Origin of the sequence: Amycolatopsis sp. NPDC059021 (assembly GCF_042739895.1) — a bacterium.
Lineage (GTDB): Bacteria > Actinomycetota > Actinomycetes > Mycobacteriales > Pseudonocardiaceae > Amycolatopsis.
The window spans coordinates 121,191-137,679 of record NZ_JBHYIQ010000011.1 but is presented as its reverse complement, the minus strand read 5'-3'; the positions used below and the strand labels follow the sequence as shown (position 1 = coordinate 137,679).

Below are 16,489 nucleotides of genomic sequence, written 5' to 3'. Positions count from 1 at the left end.
CGATCGGGTCAGCGATCGTCGTGGAGTTCGGCGTGCATCTGGGGCTGGTCGTCCTGGTCGTGGGTGAGCGCGTAGTGCTCGACGCCGTTGAAGGCTTTCGAGGCGATGCCGAGGATTTCGTCGTAGGGGTTGAGACCCACCGCCTTCTGGGCGGTGCCACCCGCGAGACCGCCGAACGCGCTGCTGAAGATCCCGTGCACGGCCGCGGCCGGTTTGGCGACGACGCTGATCAGGTTCTGGGGAATGTCGGCCATATCGGCGTATGTGTCGGTGAGCGCGACACGGATCATCGCGGTGAAGGGTTCGTAGGCGCCGGGAGGCAGGATCTTTTCCTTGTAGAACTTGAGGGCCTGCTGGGTCATGAACACCCCGTCGTCGGTGCGTTTCCACTCCCTGTCCCGCTCGGCGTTCCACAGCCGCTCGACCTCGCCGGCGTCCTTGGCAGCAACCACTTCTCCGGGGTGCCGAGGTAGTGGTTGACGTAGTGCCAGGCACACATGAATCCGTCGGCGTCCTCGGGCGAGACGTGCACGCCGAGATGCTCCATCGCCTGCAGGATCTGGGTGCTGAACACGCACGCGGCGCCGGTGGTGTATTTCTGGGAGACCGGTTCGCCCCATTTCTCGTAGTCCCACACGCCGCTCTTCTTGTGCAGCTGCCGGACCGAAGCGTGGACCAGGCGGACCTTGGTCACCGTCGAGGCCAGCGTCCCGTCCCGCAGGGCATTCTTGTCGCCCATGCCGATGAACAGCCGCGAGGACTGCGACAGCCGCCGGCCCGGCCCCTGCACCCCGCCCAGCCGTCCGGTGGACCGGAGCGTGAACGCCCCGGTCGGAGACAGATAGGTCCCGATCAGGCCGACGGTGCCCTGCAACATCGAGGCAACTCCGTGATGGTGAGCGAAGAAACCTTCGGCCGCCGCGGCATCGGCGTCGGTCCAGCCCGGTGGCCGGGCAGCGGCCTCGTGCAGGAAGTCACGCAGCCGCTCGGGGAGGTCCGACTTGTCCTGGATGGTGTTCAGGGTCCCGATGGTGCGGAACAACGCGTTGACCCCGTCGACCTCCCCGTTGTCGATCAGATCGGAGACGAGTGCGTCGGCGGCCGGGTCACCGACCTTGCTCGCGGCGTCCAGCTCGTCGGCGATCGAGACCATGGTCAGTGCCATCATCGGCTCCGTTTCTCAACGCTCGGGTGTTCGCTGGCAGTCTCGGAAACCAGGAAGGCCGACGGCCATGACGCGCCAGAATTGCCGACGCCGCAGGAGTCGCTCTTAGCGAGGCGCCGGATCCGGCACCCGGTCGCACCCTTCCCGACATCGATGGTCTCACTCCGACACCCATCACTGCGATTACCTGATGTGATGACGCCAGAACAGCCTCCGGCGAGTAGCGCCCGGGTTTCCCTTATGGATCACGGGAAACCTGTCTGGCTGACAGTTCGGCGTTGTCGTCACGCCGTTCACCGAAACCGGGTCGACCGGATGCTCCAGTCGTGACACGAGCTGCTCACACAGCGGATCGCGGCCGAAGGGCATGAAGGAGAATTCCGCTCCGAAAACACGATAGCCTATCCCCGAACGCGAAAAAGATTGCTCATCAAAGAAATTCACCTCGCCCCAACGCTTGGCGTCAGTCCCTTCCGGCGTGCACGATCTTCTCGGCGAGCAGCCGGGGGTCGGTGAAGACGACCTCGTGGCTGCCGGGCAGCTGCACCAGGCGGTGCAGGCCGAGCCGCCCGGACATCCGCGGGTGCCACCCCCACTCGCCGGGCGGGAGCGCGGTGTCGCCGGTGCAGTTCAGGTAGCTCTTGGCGATCTCCAGCCGGGAGAACCTCGACAGGTCGAGCCGGTCCAGGAAGGGCTGATACGGCGTCGGTGACAGCTGGTGGTAGGCAGCGGTCGCCTGGTCGAGGTCGGCGTCCTGGATGAACGCTTCCCGCCAGATCGGGAACGGCAACATCACCGTGTTGTCTTCGGACTCACCGGCCAGGCGTGCGAACAACTCGCGATAATGGGGCGGGAGATCGTCGTCGACGCTGGTACCCGGCAGCGGCACGAAGGCGTTCCAGAAGACCAGGCGACGCAGCCGCCGCGGGATCTCCTCGGCGACCCGTGCGATCACCGTCCCGCCGAAGCTGTGGCCGACCAGCACCACGTCCACGAGATCGTGGTCGACGACGAACCGCTGGATCGACCGCACGCAGTCATCGTGCCCGACCGCTTTGTCCACTCCCTTGCCGTGACCGGCGATCGTCGGGCTGTACGCGACGTGCCCGAGTTCTTCCAGCCGGGGAACAACACCGTCCCAGGCCGAGCCGTCGTGCCAGGAACCGTGCACGAGAACGAACGTGATCATGATCGTGCCTCCGTCGGTCGGTGTGCAGGACGGCGCGAAAGGGCAGGACCCCGATTCCCCGACGAGGACGGCCGGCCACCCTTGCGCCCCGGGCCGGGCGAATCCGGACCTGGCCGACCGTAGTACCGCTATCCGGGAGCGGTCCCGGGTTCCGGGCGCTTACCGTTGCACAGCTCTAACACGCACCATGGAGAACATGCCCTCCGGCCGAACGCAGGAGCCGCGATACCGCAATTATTGCCTCACACACGGCAATTTCGAGCATGGAGACGCGCATTACCCGGCTCTACAGTTCATGGATATCAGGCTTTCACACCGATTCATCATGAAATACCCGACAACAGGAGACTTGATGACCGCCGCAACTCATCCGGCGCGCACCGCCAGCCAGGCCTTGCATGCCGCGGTCCGGGCGCGTGACAAGGAGGCCTGGCTGGATCTGTTCGCCGTGGACGCCCTCGTCGAAGACCCGGTCGGTCCTTCGGATTTCGACCCCGAAGGCAACGGGCACCGGGGCCGCGACGCCATTTCGGCGTTCTGGGACAAGGCCATCGCCCCCAACGAGTCGATCGAGTTCCTGTTCGAGGACTCCTTCGCCTGCGGGAACGAAATCGCCTTCACCGGCAAGGTCCGCAGCCTCAACGACAGCCGGGTAATCGACGCCGAGGGTGTGTTCATCTACCGGGTCGACGAGACCGGCAAGATTCTGGCCGTACGTGCCTTCTGGGAGACCGAGCGCACCATGCGGACCATGAGACCTGCCTGACCGCATGGAGAACGCGATCCCCCGGCTTCGCCTTCGGCGTCCGTGGTGGCGATCGCGTTCTCCGTGGATCCGGTCCGGGGATCAGAGGTGCATGCTCGAGCCGAGGCTGTCCAGCGCCTTGGTGACCATCGCCTGGGTGTTGGCGTTCAGGGTGGAGTTGGTACCGTTCACGACCCAGTCCGAGCCGGAGAAGATCACCACGGTCACGCCGTTGTCGACGCCGCCGTCGGTGCCGCTGCTGTTGATGCCGAGCAGCGACGCCGCCTTCACCGACGCTTCGCCCAGTTCACGGGAGTCGTTGTCCGAAGTGTCCTGGTCGTTCGCGGTCTGCGTGTCGCCGAAGATCGCGCCGATGACCTTGCTCTTGTAGAACATCAGCGCGAACTGCCTGCCCTTGATGCCGTGCTCCTTGTAGAAGAAGTGCGGGCAGGGGCTCTTCTTGTCGTAGCAGTCGTCGCCGAGCACGTAGAACGGCACGTGGTGCGCGCCAAGGGACTTGCCGTCGCTGTCCTTGAACGTCGTGGTGCCCTGGTGGTCGGGATCGGGGTCGGGGTCGCTGCCGTCGGTGTCGACCGCCAAGCCGGAACCGTAGGCGTAGACGCCCTTCGCCACCTGGTACACGTTCACGTTCTTCGCCCGCGTCATGGTGTTGATGTGCGGTTTGCTGTTGACCTTGTTCGCGTCCGTGCTGTTCTTCTTGACGCCGGCCAGCACCTGGGCGGGCGTGTACGACGGGGCCGCCGCGGTGCCGGCGTTCGTCGTGGCGGCGTCGGCGGACTGGACAGCGAGCGGCAGGGCGAGCGCCAGAGCAGCGCCTACCACCGCGAAGCGCCTTCGGGGGGATGACATGACCGGGCGACCTCCAGCATTCATTAGGAAAACTTCCTAACATATGGAACCACCCAGTACCGCCCCGTGTCACGAGATCACCTTGAGAAAATTCCCGTTCGCTGCCCCGGATTCCGATCATCGGGACGGCTCCCGCTGATCGGAACGCGGGCCGGGAAAACGCTATCGAGGGAACGGGATGTCGGTGAGGCCGGTCGGCCAGGTCAGATCGGTGCCGATGGGCCGGGCCGGGAGCACGCGGTGAAGTAATTCGGTGACCGGGGTGTCCGCGTCTCGCGTGATGTCGGCAAGGATCTGCTGATAGCGGGCGAGAAATTCGCGGGCGTCCGCGACGCCGAAGGTGCGCGTTCGCAGGGTCGCGACTCCGGTGAAGGGCTCGTCGTCGGGTTCGACGAGGAACAACGCCACGTCGTAGTGCAGCCCGGCCGCGCGGAAATCGAGCAGGCGCAGGTCGAGGTCGCCCGGCCGCTGGGCGCGTGCCTCGCACATGGCTCGGGGGTAGAGCTGGAGGGTCGTCTGGAGTTCCGGGCTGTCGCCGCGTTCCCGCAACGCCCGGAGCACGGCGTCGAAGGGAGCGTGGCGGTGTTCCATCGCGTCCAGCACGATCTCCCCCACTTCCCGTACCAGTTCGGCGACCGTGTCGCCGGGGCGCACCGGGATGCGGAGGGGAAGCCGGTTGCTCATCAGGCCGACGGTGTCGTCGTACTTCTCCTCGTCGCGGCCGGCATAGGTGGCGTTGATCATCGTCTCCCGCCTGCCGGTCCACTGGGCGAGACAGAGCGCCAGCGCGGTGAGGCACACGCAGTACACAGTGGCGCCGGTGCCCGAGGCCAGTGCGCGGGCCGCCCGGCCGAGATGCTCGGGAAGCACGAACTCGATGTTGAAGGTGTCGTACCCGTTGTCGGCCCGGTCCGTGCCGGCACGCGCGAGCGGCACGCGCCAGGGAGCTCCGGCGAGGTGGTTCAACCACCACGCGAGGTCTTCCCGTGCCGTGGTCGATGTCCGGTCTGCCGCGTCCTCGGCGATGAACTCGGCATAGGACGCCACCGGCCGCGGGACGGGCCCGCCGGCCGCGTGCCGGTAACACCGTTGCAGGTCACGGACGAGCGCGCCGCAACTCCAGCCGTCGGCGACAAGGTGGCTCACCGTCAGCAGCAGCACATGCCGGTCCGGTGCCAGGCGGAGCAGCATCGCGCGCAGCGGGGCGTCCACCGACAGGTCCAGCGGGACCGCGGCTTCGCGTGCCCGGTAGAGCTCGCATATCGGCACCGCGACGTCCTCGTCCACATTGGACGTATCGATGACGGGAAGGGGAAAATGTCCGGGAGCAGGGCGAAGCACGCTCTTCGGCCCGCCGTGCTCGTTCACGATGCGCAGCCGGAGGGCGTCGTGCCGGCTCGACAACAGGCAGAAGGCGCGCTGGAGGACGCTCGTGTCGAGCGGTCCCGTGAGCAGGTAGGTGGTGGAGATCTGGTCCGCGTTGCGGGTGGCGCCGCGCGACGCCTGGGTCCATCGTTCCAGCTGGTCGCCGCGCAGCAGGTAGGCGGTTTCTTCGCCGCCCTGTCGCGTGCTCATCGGACCCGCATCGCGGACAGCATGCGGTAGATCATCTCGGCGCCCTGGCGCAATGCGGCCGCGCCGACCCGTTCGTCGGTGCCGTGCATCCGGTTGAGGCTCTCGTTGTCGATGAGGTGCGGATAGATCCCGTAGACGGGAATGCCCCTGGCCCGCAAGGGACCCGCGCTCGTCCTGGCCTCGAACTGGGTGGCCACGGCACCGGCGCCGGGGTAGGTCTCGTGCACCGCGTCGCGCCACATCCGGAAGACGTCGGTGTCCGTTGTGGACGGTGGCACGGCGAGGTCGGCCTCCAGCCGGGCGAGCGTCTGTTCCTCGGTCGCCCCCGGCTCCCCCAGGACGTTGACCGACACGCCCGAGCCGTCGAGGAAGCGGCGCAGCGCGGCGATCACCTCGCGAGGGTTGTCGCCGCCGGGCTGGAACACGATGCGGAGCTGGGCGGCGGCGTGGCTGGGTATGACGCTGACGTAGTCCCCGGCGGTCGTGGACATCGCGGACACCGTGGTCCGGAGCAGAGCGTCGTGCAACCACGGGTAGTCACTGCGCGCGACGATCATCGCGCCCGCGCGATCGCGGCCGGCCTGGCCCTCGGCGTTCAGCATCGCCCGGATGGCACTCGCGAGGTGCTCGTCGTGCGTGCTCGTGGCCAGCTCGGCGAAGTACGCTCGCCCCAGCGCGTTGGGGCGGACATGCCGGGGGAAGTCGTCGAGGCGGCCGAGTGCGCGTCCCACCAGGACAGCGGCCTGGTCCGGGTAGGGCCGGGAGCTGTGGGTGGCGAACCGGTCGGCGACGAGCTCGACCGAGACACCCCTGCGGTCGGCGCAGGTCAGTGACGCGAGCATCGGACTCCGCTGATCGCGCTGGGCGAGAAACCAGCCGCCTTCGGTGAGGGCGACCCCGGCGGCGATCTTGTCGTAGTGGTGATCGACCAGCCACGCCACCCCGTACCGGCCGTTTTCCTCGTCGCAGTCGGAGAGGAAGACGATGTCGCGGTCGAAGACGGCGCGCTCACGAACATGGCGGAGCAGGGCCGACATGAAGACCGCGTTGGTCCCCTTCATGTCCAGCGCGCCCCGGCCGTAGAGCCAGCCGTCTCGCAGCTCACCACCGAAGGGATTCACGCTCCATCGTTGCGGGCCGGGTGGCACCACATCGGAGTGCCCCATGAACAGCAGCGGCGCTCGGGAACCCTGTCCGGCGATCCTGGCTACGAAGTGGACATTGTCCGGTGTGGGCGTGGGGATGATCTCGCCGGGGACGCCGGCCGCCCGCCACAGGTCCCGCAGCATCAGAGCGTAGGGAAGGGTGACGGCGGCACCATCGACGTTGGACGTGTCGTGGCGGACCATGGCGCGGGCCAGTTCGACGGGATCGGTGGCATCCAGCCCACCGGGTGCCGCCGTGAGAGCCGGGCTCTCCGCCGCGGCGCCGCGGCCGGTCCCGCCGAGCAGCGCGCCGGCCGTGACGGTGCCGAGGCCGAGCGCTCGCCGGCGGGAAAGGCCGCTCGGCTGCTGTGGATTCGTCATAATCCGTCCTTTTTGGATAGTTCGAGGCCGTGAGCCGATCAGCCCACCCGCTGAACGAGCTTGACGATCCCGGCGAATGTCGAGGAGCCGAGCAGCTTGCGCAAGGCGATGCGGCGGCCGAAAGCCTTCTCCAGCTTGGTGGCGAACCGGACGGCCAGCAGGGAGTGACCGCCTGCCTCGAAGAAGTTGTCCTCCGCCGTGGCCGGGGCCGCACCGAGCAGCTGCTCCCAGATCCCGAGCACGGTGCGCTCGGTGTCGCCGGACGGCGTGAGGCGTTCGCTCCGGTTCCTGGCGGCGCGGCCGGCGAGCCGGGCGAGTGCGACGCGGTCGAGCTTTCCGTTGGCGCCCAACGGCAAACCGGGCAGCACGACGATCCGGGCCGGCAGCATGTAGTCCGGCAACCGGTCCCGAACGTAAGCGCGCAGGACCAGCGGATCGGTTTCCTCGTTTTCGGTGACACATCCCACCAGACGAGGATCACCCTGTTCGCCGGAGACGTAGACGCCCGCGTCCGCGACGGACGGGGCCCCGCGCAGCGTGGCCTCGACTTCCTCGAGTTCCACCCGGTAACCGCGGATCTTCACCTGGTTGTCGGTCCGCCCGACGATCTCCAGGTCACCGCCGTCGGTGAGCCGGCCCCGGTCCCCCGTCCGGTAGCGCCGGACACCATCGTCCCCGGTGACGAACCGGTCCCCCTCGCCATCGCTGACGTAGCCGAGCGCGAGCGGCGGTCCCGCCACCCACACCTCGCCGGCCACTCCGGGTGGCAGCCGCCTGCCGAACCGGTCGTGCACCGTGATGGACGCGCCCGCCACCGGCCTGCCCACCGGCACCCGGTCGGCGTCCGCCTCGAGCGCGGAGGTGTCATAGGCCGCGACGTTCGACGCCGTTTCCGTCATGCCGTAGAGGTTGAGCAGGGTGGTGCCGGGGAAGACCTCGCGAAATCGCCGCACGGTGTTCACCGGCAACGCGTCCGCCCCGCTGGTGACGAGGGTCGGCAGGTGCGCCAGGCCGCCCCGGCGGCCTGCCTCGTCGACCAGTCCGGCGATGAGGTGCGGGGTGAGGAACAGATGCGTGAGACGGTCCCGTTCGAGCGCGTCGGCGAGGAGCACGGGGTCCAGCACCTCGTCCTGGCTCAGGTAGACCGACGGCACACCCGCCAGCAGGCCACCGAGCAGTTCCCATGGCGAAGCGACCAGCGAAACGGGCTTGTGGACCGCCAGCACCGAGCCGGGCGGGAAGGGATGGTCACGCCACATCCACCGCAGGCGGTTGAGGACGGCGAGCCGGCTGATGCGCACGCCTTTGGGGTTTCCGGTCGTCCCGGAGGTGTAGACGACATGAAACACCTGTGAGGCGGCGTCGTCGATCTCCCGGGGCGCGAGCACCGGCCCGTCCGCGAGCTCCTCCAGGCGCACCCGGGGCGCGTCGAGGATCGGGAACTGGTCCAGTCCCGGCGCGGCGAGGACGCAGTCGGGAACCGTCTCCCCCACCATCCGGCGCTGGCGGCGGGCCGGGATCGCCGGGTCGAGCCCCAGGTAGCCGCCGCCGGTACGCAGGACCGCGAGCACACCGGCGAGCGCCAGCGGTCCCCGGCCGACCGCGAGGGCCACGAGGCTGCCGGGGCCCACACCGCGGTCGGCGAGCCGGGCCGCGAGGCGACCGCTCCACTCGTCCAGTTCCCGGTAGGTCACGACCCGCTCACCGCTTTTCGCGGCGACGGCGCCGGGAGTGAGCGCTGCCCGGTCGGTGAACAGTCTCGCCAGACCCGCGGCACGGTTGCCGGTTGTGGCGGATCCGGTGGTGTCGGACAGCATCAGTGAACGCCTCCCGTGGCGAGAGCGGTGACGAGGTGGTGATGTCCCGGGTCGGGCAACAGGTCCAGTGCCCGGACCGTGACGTGCGGCGTTTCGAGAAGCGCGCGCAGGGCGATCAGCACGCTCTCCAGCACGCGGCGGGCCGCGTCCGCGGACAGCAACTCGTCCTGGTAGGCGAACTGCAGAAGGAATTCCTGCGGTCCGTGGTGCTGGGCGTAGAGCGCGCAGTCGTACTTGGTGTAGCCGGTGTCCAGCTCCACGAACCGGAACCGGACCCCGGCCGCGGTGGTGTGGCGGACCGGGTATGCGGGCATGTTGAGCATGGTCTGGAACACCGGTGTGGTGGCGACGCTCCGAGCCGCCGCGGGCAGATCTCGCAGCGTCCAGCCGAAGGGATAGTCGGCCGCGGCATAGCCGTCCAGCACCACCTCGCGCACCCGGTCGGTGAAGGCACCGAGATCGATGTCCGCGTCGACCGCGATGCGCAGGGGCAGCATCGACAGCATGAAGGCGGGCACCTCGGCCTGCTCCGGGCGGTCGCGACCGGCCATCGGGGCGCCGATCACGACTTCGCCGGCATCGCTGTAGTACGTCAGCGCCAGTGCGTAGGCGGCGAGGAGGTAGACGAAGGGAGTGCGGCTCGTGCTCGCCACGGCTTCGCGCAACGTCGCGGTCAGTTCCCGAGGAATGACGGCCTCGATGATCCGGCCTCGATACGTGGGCCGGGCCGGCCGGCTGCGTTGTGCCACATCGAGCACGGGCAGTTCGCCGCCGAGCTGACGCTTCCAGTAGGCACCGGCTTCGGCGATCCTCGGGGAACGCAGGAGCCGGTCGTGGAAGTCGAGGTAGTGGTCATAGCGCGCGGCGCGTTCCGGGTTCGCGGCGGCGCCGGGGTCGGCCGCAGCCCGGTACAGCTCGGCGAGGTCTTGGAAGAGCACCGTGGCTCCCCAGCCGTCCAGCAGGATCTCGTGCATGGTGACCAGCAGCCGGTGGTGCTGGTCGCCGAGGACGAACAGCCGGGCCCGCAGGCACGGCTGCGCGGCCAGGTCGAACGGGCGAGCCGCCTCGGTGGCGGCCGCCTCGCGGTACTCGCGGTATCGCGCTTCGGTGCCGAGGTGCCTGAGGTCCTCCGCTTCCGGAAGGCTCACCGTCCACTGTGGATAGATGTGGACCGGTGTGCCGTCCTGTTCGGTGAACCGGGCGAGCAGGACCGGGTTCTCCTGCAGCAGCAGTCGCCAAGCCCGGCCGAGCCGGTCCAGGTCGAGCGGGCCGTCGAGGAGAAGCGAACCTTGGTAGCTGTAGTAGGGGCTGTCGGGGTCGAGACGCCAGTGGAAGTACACGCCTTCTTGCTGAGGTGTCAGTGGCCGGGTACGCGTCCCCGCCGGCTCCGGTACCGCGCCGGAGCGCACGACCGGAGCCGAGGTGGCGAGGGCGGCGAGCGCGGCCGGACTGCCGTCGCTCAGGACGTCGCGCAGGACGGCCGTCGATCCGTCGGACCGCAGCCGGGACAGCAGGCGCATCGCCAGGAGGGAATCGCCGCCCAGGGCGAGAAACGTGTCGTCCCGGCCGACCGCGTCGACATCGAGCAGTTCGGCCACGACTTCCGCGATGCGCTGCTCAGTGGGGTTCTTCGGTGGACTGAGGGAACGGTCCACGGACCGTTCCCGGCGGGGCGGCGCGGGCAGGGCCGGGTAGTCCGTCTTGCCATTGCGGGTGAGCGGCAGGCCGGCGAGCTCCACGAACGCACGCGGCACCATGGCCGTGGGCAGCCGCTCCGCGAGGTACGCACGCAACTGGTCCGCAGACAGCGGGGTATGCGCGGGCACCACGTAGGCGACGAGGCGGGACGGCCCGGCCGAGGTCGTCAGGCCCGTCTCCCTGGCGACGAGCGCGGGGTCCGGCGCCGCGGTGTGCACGGTCACCGCGCACGCGGCCACCGCCGGATGCGCGCCGAGGACCGCCTCGATCTCGCCGGGTTCCGTCCGGACACCACCGATCTTCACCTGCCGGTCGACGCGGCCCAGATACTCCAGTTCCCCGGACGGCAGCACGCGCACGGCGTCGCCGGTTCGGTAGACCCGGCCGTGCCCGGTGAAGGGATCACGATAAAAACTGCCGGCCGTGCGCCGGGGATCACCGAGATAACCACGGCCGACGGCGACGCCACCGACGAACAGTTCGCCTGCCTCGCCCCGACGGCAAGCCGCCCAGGCGCTGCCTTCCTTACGCAGGACGTACAGCGTGACGTTGCCGATGGGACCGCCGATCGGCAGATGACGCACCTCGGAGTCCGGCGGGCTCAGCCGCGCGTGCGTCACGTCGTCGGAGCACTCCGTCGGCCCGTACGCGTTCAGCAGGCCGATCGCCGGGAACGTGGCGAACCAGCGAGCGGCCAAGGCAGGCGGAAGTTCCTCGCCGGTGGCGATCAGCCACCGGAGTCCCGCCAGGTCCGCGGGTTCCGCCCGGGTGTCCTGGGCGTCCAGCAGCAGGCGGATCAGCGTGGGGACGACCTCGAGGACGGTCGTGCCGCGGTCGGCGACAGCGGCCAGCAGGACCTCGCCTTCGCGGGCTTCGTCGTCGCCGTAGACCTGGACCGTGGCACCCACCAGGAGCGGGGCCAGCATCTGCCAGATCGAGATGTCGAAACCCAGCGGCGCGGTCTGGGCGAGCCGGTCGCCCGCGCCGAGTCCGAGATCCTGGACCTTCGCCCACAGGTGGTTGAGCATCCCCTGGTGTTCGACGAGCGCGCCCTTGGGCCGCCCGGTGGACCCCGAGGTGTAGAGGACGTACCGGATCTCGTCGGGAGCCGGTGGCAACGGCCGGGCCACGGCGAAGGCCGCGTTCTCGGCCAGGGGCAGCGACGTCGTGGGGCAATTCGCCGCGTCGGCACCTGCCTGGAGCGGTGCCCAGCTGTCCGTCCGCCCGGTGGTGATCAGGAGCGTTGCCGCGCTGTCGGCGAGTACGCCCTCGATTCGGGCAGCCGGCCATCCCGTGTCCACCGGGAGGTACACCGCGCCCAGCAGTTCCAGGGCCAGAAAGGCCGTCACGACCTCGGCTCCGCGCTCACCACCCACGGCGACGACCTCACCGGGGCCGACCCCCTTGGCCGCGAGCGCCGCGGCCGCGCGCCGCGCCCGGTCGGCGAGTTCGCCGTAGCCGACGGTGCGCCCCGCCTCCGCCACGGCCGGCTGCTCGGGCCGCCGGGTCGCGTGCCGCATCACCTGCGTGATCACCGCGTCGGTGCAGTCGTACGGCTCGACCCGGGACAAGGCGTTCGCGATCGCCTCCTGCCGCTGATCCTCGGCTACGGGCAGCAGCGCGAAATCAGTGGGCGCGGCGACCGAGCGTCGTCCGGTCATCGGTGGCTCTCCTTCTCCGCGATCACCAGCAGGTACTCGACCGGCACGCCGGTGCCCCGGGCGTCGGTGGTAACGAAACTCTCGGTCATTTCCACCAGTTCGGCGCGCAGATCGGCCCATCGGCCGGGCGGGGAAATGGCGTTGCGTGCGGCGATGCACGGGCCGAAACAGGACTCGAAGAAAGCGACGAGGGCCTCGGCCTCCGGGAACGGGTACCACAGCCAGCGGCGTTCGGTGGCCAGCGTGAACCGCGCCCCGAAGAGGTCGCGCAGGTAATCCTCGCGGCCCCAGAGCATGGGCTGGCCCTGATGCCCAGTGGGAAAAGGAAAATAGGCGGAGAGAATCTCCTGGAAGTGCGCCGTCCAACTGCGACTGGTCCAGTTGCACATGCCGATCCGGCCCCCGGGGCGGCATACGCGCGCCAGCTCGCCGGCCGCGGCGGCATGGTTGCCGGCGAACTGCACACCGTAAGTGGAAGTGACGAGCGAGAACGAGTCGTCCGGGAACGGGAGATCCTCCGCGTCACCAAGGTGGAACTCGATCTCGACCCCGGCCGCCGCCGCGCGCTCGCGGGCGTCCGGGAAGAACTCGTCGGTCAGGTCGAGCCCCTGGACGTGCGCCCCGCGCTGCGCCGAAAGGAGGGCGACGTTGCCGTTGCCGGTCGCCACGTCCAGGTGAGGTGTGCCGGGTTCGGGGTCGAGCCGGTCGACCAGTTCGACGGCTCCTGGCCGGAGCAGGTCAGCGACGTGGCGGTACTCGCCGTACGACCACATCGTGCGATTGACCTCCCGGATGTCCTGATCGGCGGGCATGGTGTCTCCTCTCCTTCAGAGTTCGAGCAGGCTGCCGATGCCCGCGCTCTCGGCCTGTGCGCGAACGCGGTCGGCGACGGCGATGTCGAGAACCGCCATGCCGAAGGGATTGCTGACGACGATGTCGGTATCGCTGCGCCGGCCGGGATGGCGCCCCGTCACGACGTCGCCCAGTGAGGCGTCGACCCGGCGGGCATCCGGGTGCGGGGTCACCCCGGCGCGCGGCTCGCCGTCCGGGCCGAGCAGCGTTCCCGCGCGGTGCATGCGACCGAGCAACCGCCGGGGATCGTCGCGCACCAGGCCCCAGTCGTCCACCACGAGGAGATCCGCGGCCAGCACGGCCGCTTCGGTGAGGTCGTCGAGCGAGACGTGGGCGACCAGCGCGCCGGGCTTCAGCCATTCCGGCTCGATGTACCCTTCCGCGACGGTCGTCACCGGGACGACGAGATCGGCCCCCGACACGCATTCCATCGGGCCGTCCGCGGCCTTCACGGTGACGCGGTCTCCGCGGGGAAGCCCGGCGACGAACTCCCGGAACACCTGCGCCCGGCCCGGCGTCGTGTCGTAGACGACGATCGCGTCGATCGTGGGCACCGCGTCGAGAAGCAGCCACGCGTGCGCCTTCGCCAGCGTGCCGCAGCCCAGCAGCGCAAGGGTGCGGGGCGACTCGGCGGCCAGGTGCCGCACGGCGAGGGCGGTGACGCCCGCGGTCCGCATCGCGCTGAGGTACGCGGCCTCCATCATCGCGACGGGCCGGGCTGTGTCCGGATCCAGGAGCAGGATGACGCCCTGGGCACGGGGAATGCCGCGGCCGGGGTTCGCCAGGCTCGCGTTGATCGTCTTGAGCCCGATCACCGGTCGCGCACCGGCGGTGAGCGCTCCCGGCATGGCCAGGCAACGGGCGGCGGCGCCGTCGGACGTGGTCCAGCCGAGATAGGCCTCTTCCGGGAGGATCGACCGGCCTTCGCCATGCAGGACAACGGCTTCGGCCACGGTCTCGACGATGTCCACACCGTGGACGGCTTCGATGACATCCGCCCGGGTCAGGTAGCGGAACGCGTGCTCGGGATGGCGTTCGAAATCCACAGTGACGAGACCTCCAGGACTGACGGGGAACACGGTTCAGCCGCCCGGTCGCACAACGGGCCGCTTTCCGGTTCGCTGGGTGCGGAGCACGAGGACGGGGACGAGCGAAGTGAGGACGAAGACCACGCCGAGCGCCGTCCAGCCCGCCGCGCCGAGCGCGATGACCACTCCGGTCATGAGCAACGGGCCCGCCACCCGGTTGGCCGTGGTGCGCCCCAGGTTGAACAGCACCAGGTAGGCGCTGCGCGCGTCGTCCGGGGCGAACTCGTACGACAGCGTCCACGAGGCGCCTACTTGCAATACTTCGGCGAAGGTCAGTACGACGATCGTGCCGGCGAAGATCGCTATCGCACCGGCGGCCGGGAACACCGGTGCCGCGGCGAACCCGGCGCACGAGACGGCGAGCAGCCCACCGGCGATACCGCTGGCCAGCCAAGAACGCCGGACTGTGCCGTACAAACCGTTCAACGGGTACTGGAGAGCAATGCAGCCGACGGTGTTCACGGCATAGAGAAAGCCCACGAAACGGTCGGACACGTCGGTGCGGGTCACCAGCCAGAGCGGAAACGCGACGTTGAGAATGGGTGTCCACAGCGACAGCACGGCGTGGTAGGCGGTGAGGCCCAGCAAGCGGCGATCCGTGAGCAGGGCACCGATATCCGGCCGGGATTCCGCTTCCGGCCCCTCGTCACGCATACCGAGCAGGAAAAGGGCGACGATCAGATAGGCCACCGCGCCGCCGAGCAGCAACCAGTAAAAGGCGGAACGGCTCTCGGCACCGAGCACCACGCCCGCGATCAGGCCGCCGAAGCTGATGCCCACGTTGACGATCGTGCGTTGCAGGGCCATCACCCTGCCGCGCAGATCCTGCTGGGCACGGCTGCCGACGTACGCCTGGACCAGCGGCGGCAGTGACTGTTCGGTGACCGCGATCACCACCGTGATCACCACGAAGCTGCCCCAACCGTCGACTCGGAGGTACGCGATGGTCGCGACGGCACGCAACAGGTTGAGCACGACCAGCAGCGCGCGGGGACCGAAGCGCTCCGAAAGCCGGGCGACCGGAACCGCTGCCAGCATCGCCAGCCCGCCCGCGACACTCATCCCGGCGCCCACCGAAGCGGTGCTCAACCCGACGACCTTCACGAAGTAGATGGCCGACACAGCAAGGAAAAGCCCCGTCCCCGTCCACTCCACCATCGCCAGCACTTGAATCGACGGCAGATAAGATCTGATCCGAGCCCCCGTGGCAATCATGCGAACCGCACTCAGCCCGAGACCCTGAAGGACAGCCCGTCCGCGCGCCATCGGCGCACCGCGGCGCCGATCTCCGCGTGGATGCCCTGTTCCCTCGCCCAGCCGTCGGAGAAAATGGTGTCGGCGTATTTGGCCCCGCCGTCCGCGGCAAGGCAAACGGGAAAACCGGCGACCGACCCCGCGATGACGTCGTCGAGCAGCGCACGCAGGACACACCCGGTGGATCCGCCGACGGTGAGGCCGAGGTCGTCCCGGACCATCCGACAGACCGCCATGGCCTCGGCGTCATCCACGCGCACCGCGTGGTCGTATTCGCCGCCGCGCAGGAAAACGGAACGCCTGCTCGCACCGATCCCGGGAATGAGACGCCTGCCGCCGGCGCCGCCCAGTGCCGCCGAACCGGTGACGTCGACGGCGACACAGCTGACATCCGGACGGTGGGCGCGCAGGTGGGCCGCGATTCCCGCCAAGGTTCCCCCGGTCGACACCGGTACGTAGACGGCACCCAGCTCCGCACCTGCCTGTTCGGCGATCTCGGGCCCCGTACTGCTCCGATGCGCCTCGGGATTCGCCGGGTTCTCGTATTGGTTCGGCCAGCGGTAATCCGGGTGCTCGTCAAGAGTGCGATGCACGGCTTCGAGTCTCCGCACCAGGTAGCCGCCCTGCTCGTCGGGCTCGTCCATGACGACGAGCCGGGCGCCCTGCTCGAGCAGCGCTTGCCGGGTGGCCTGCGGAGTCTTCAGATCCACGACGGCCAGAAAGCCGCAGCCGATACCCGCGAGGAGCTGAGCCATGGCCAGGCCGAGGTTTCCCGAGGTCGACTCGACGACCACGGTGCCCGGCACGAGAGGGCGTTCGTGATGGAGGTCGCTCAGCAAGCCCACCGCGGTACGGGTCTTGACGGACCCGGCAGTACCGCATTCTTCCAGCTTGAGTCCAAAGCCGACCGCACGGCCCCGCAGTGACATTTCGATTCGACGCAGCGGAGTACGGCGCAGGACCCCTTCGAAAACCCGCTCGACCCGCAGCAAGGATCTTTCCATTGTCTACACCCCCAGCCCAGCCCGGAGATCGCGCATGACACGCGG

General features: G+C 69.1%; 13 protein-coding genes. 1 reads left to right on the top strand and 12 read right to left on the bottom strand.

Annotated features, from left to right (window positions below):
- Window positions 1-8: 8 nt before the first annotated feature.
- From ACFWX1_RS09185 to ACFWX1_RS09175, 3 genes are all read right to left on the bottom strand, one after another.
- Complete coding sequence (locus ACFWX1_RS09185) at window positions 9-362, bottom strand: hypothetical protein (protein WP_378385485.1); 354 nt, start codon at window positions 360-362, stop codon at window positions 9-11.
- Window positions 359-1,168, bottom strand: a complete 810-nt coding sequence (locus ACFWX1_RS09180; RefSeq protein ID WP_378385483.1) for an oxygenase MpaB family protein — start codon at window positions 1,166-1,168, stop codon at window positions 359-361. The genes ACFWX1_RS09185 and ACFWX1_RS09180 overlap by 4 nt, the downstream gene beginning before the upstream one ends.
- A 460-nt stretch (window positions 1,169-1,628) precedes the next feature.
- Window positions 1,629-2,354: an alpha/beta fold hydrolase gene (locus ACFWX1_RS09175; RefSeq protein ID WP_378385481.1), complete on the bottom strand. Its 726-nt coding sequence runs from the start codon at window positions 2,352-2,354 to the stop codon at window positions 1,629-1,631.
- 352 nt (window positions 2,355-2,706) lie between these two features.
- Between ACFWX1_RS09175 and ACFWX1_RS09170 the strand changes: the two genes are divergently transcribed.
- Entirely contained in the window at window positions 2,707-3,120 is a 414-nt protein-coding gene (locus tag ACFWX1_RS09170) for a nuclear transport factor 2 family protein (protein WP_378385480.1), read from the top strand.
- Window positions 3,121-3,201: 81 nt separating this feature from the next.
- Here the strand turns inward: ACFWX1_RS09170 and ACFWX1_RS09165 are convergent, their stop codons facing one another.
- The 9 genes from ACFWX1_RS09165 to ACFWX1_RS09125 all read right to left on the bottom strand — a co-directional run bounded on the left by ACFWX1_RS09165 (window position 3,202) and on the right by ACFWX1_RS09125 (window position 16,444).
- Window positions 3,202-3,942, bottom strand: a complete 741-nt coding sequence (locus ACFWX1_RS09165) for a glycoside hydrolase family 75 protein (RefSeq protein WP_378385478.1) — start codon at window positions 3,940-3,942, stop codon at window positions 3,202-3,204.
- A gap of 189 nt (window positions 3,943-4,131) precedes the next feature.
- A complete protein-coding gene (locus tag ACFWX1_RS09160) occupies window positions 4,132-5,544 on the bottom strand; it encodes a condensation domain-containing protein (protein ID WP_378385476.1) in 1,413 nt (470 codons plus the stop codon).
- On the bottom strand, window positions 5,541-7,070 hold the full coding sequence (locus tag ACFWX1_RS09155) for a M20/M25/M40 family metallo-hydrolase (protein ID WP_378385474.1): 1,530 nt from the start codon (window positions 7,068-7,070) through the stop codon (window positions 5,541-5,543). Before ACFWX1_RS09155 ends, ACFWX1_RS09160 begins: the two co-directional genes overlap by 4 nt.
- A gap of 38 nt (window positions 7,071-7,108) precedes the next feature.
- Complete coding sequence (locus tag ACFWX1_RS09150) at window positions 7,109-8,887, bottom strand: AMP-binding protein (RefSeq protein ID WP_378385472.1); 1,779 nt, start codon at window positions 8,885-8,887, stop codon at window positions 7,109-7,111.
- On the bottom strand, window positions 8,887-12,246 hold the full coding sequence (locus tag ACFWX1_RS09145) for an amino acid adenylation domain-containing protein (protein ID WP_378385470.1): 3,360 nt from the start codon (window positions 12,244-12,246) through the stop codon (window positions 8,887-8,889). The genes ACFWX1_RS09150 and ACFWX1_RS09145 overlap by 1 nt, the downstream gene beginning before the upstream one ends.
- Complete coding sequence (locus ACFWX1_RS09140; RefSeq protein WP_378385468.1) at window positions 12,243-13,058, bottom strand: class I SAM-dependent methyltransferase; 816 nt, start codon at window positions 13,056-13,058, stop codon at window positions 12,243-12,245. The genes ACFWX1_RS09145 and ACFWX1_RS09140 overlap by 4 nt, the downstream gene beginning before the upstream one ends.
- A 15-nt stretch (window positions 13,059-13,073) precedes the next feature.
- On the bottom strand, window positions 13,074-14,144 hold the full coding sequence (locus ACFWX1_RS09135) for an ornithine cyclodeaminase family protein (RefSeq protein WP_378385466.1): 1,071 nt from the start codon (window positions 14,142-14,144) through the stop codon (window positions 13,074-13,076).
- Between the two features lie 36 nt (window positions 14,145-14,180).
- The gene (locus ACFWX1_RS09130) at window positions 14,181-15,401 is read right to left on the bottom strand and encodes an MFS transporter (protein ID WP_378385464.1); all 1,221 of its coding nucleotides are present in this window, start codon (window positions 15,399-15,401) and stop codon (window positions 14,181-14,183) included.
- Window positions 15,402-15,412: 11 nt separating this feature from the next.
- Window positions 15,413-16,444 carry a pyridoxal-phosphate dependent enzyme gene (locus tag ACFWX1_RS09125; RefSeq protein WP_378385462.1) on the bottom strand — a complete coding sequence of 344 codons (1,032 nt, stop codon included), beginning with the start codon at window positions 16,442-16,444 and terminating at the stop codon, window positions 15,413-15,415.
- Window positions 16,445-16,489: the final 45 nt, after the last annotated feature.

Bases quoted from the DNA above. Each gene is read 5' to 3' on its own strand.
- ACFWX1_RS09140 (WP_378385468.1), bottom strand. From the start codon at position 13,058: ATGCCCGCCGATCAGGACATCCGGGAGGTCAATCGCACGATGTGGTCG.
- ACFWX1_RS09130 (WP_378385464.1), bottom strand. From the start codon at position 15,401: ATGATTGCCACGGGGGCTCGGATCAGATCTTATCTGCCGTCGATTCAA.
- ACFWX1_RS09170 (WP_378385480.1), top strand. From the start codon at position 2,707: ATGACCGCCGCAACTCATCCGGCGCGCACCGCCAGCCAGGCCTTGCAT.
- ACFWX1_RS09175 (WP_378385481.1), bottom strand. From the start codon at position 2,354: ATGATCACGTTCGTTCTCGTGCACGGTTCCTGGCACGACGGCTCGGCC.
- ACFWX1_RS09185 (WP_378385485.1), bottom strand. From the start codon at position 362: ATGACCCAGCAGGCCCTCAAGTTCTACAAGGAAAAGATCCTGCCTCCC.
- ACFWX1_RS09125 (WP_378385462.1), bottom strand. From the start codon at position 16,444: ATGGAAAGATCCTTGCTGCGGGTCGAGCGGGTTTTCGAAGGGGTCCTG.
- ACFWX1_RS09145 (WP_378385470.1), bottom strand. From the start codon at position 12,246: ATGACCGGACGACGCTCGGTCGCCGCGCCCACTGATTTCGCGCTGCTG.
- ACFWX1_RS09155 (WP_378385474.1), bottom strand. From the start codon at position 7,070: ATGACGAATCCACAGCAGCCGAGCGGCCTTTCCCGCCGGCGAGCGCTC.
- ACFWX1_RS09150 (WP_378385472.1), bottom strand. From the start codon at position 8,887: ATGCTGTCCGACACCACCGGATCCGCCACAACCGGCAACCGTGCCGCG.
- ACFWX1_RS09180 (WP_378385483.1), bottom strand. From the start codon at position 1,168: ATGATGGCACTGACCATGGTCTCGATCGCCGACGAGCTGGACGCCGCG.
- ACFWX1_RS09160 (WP_378385476.1), bottom strand. From the start codon at position 5,544: ATGAGCACGCGACAGGGCGGCGAAGAAACCGCCTACCTGCTGCGCGGC.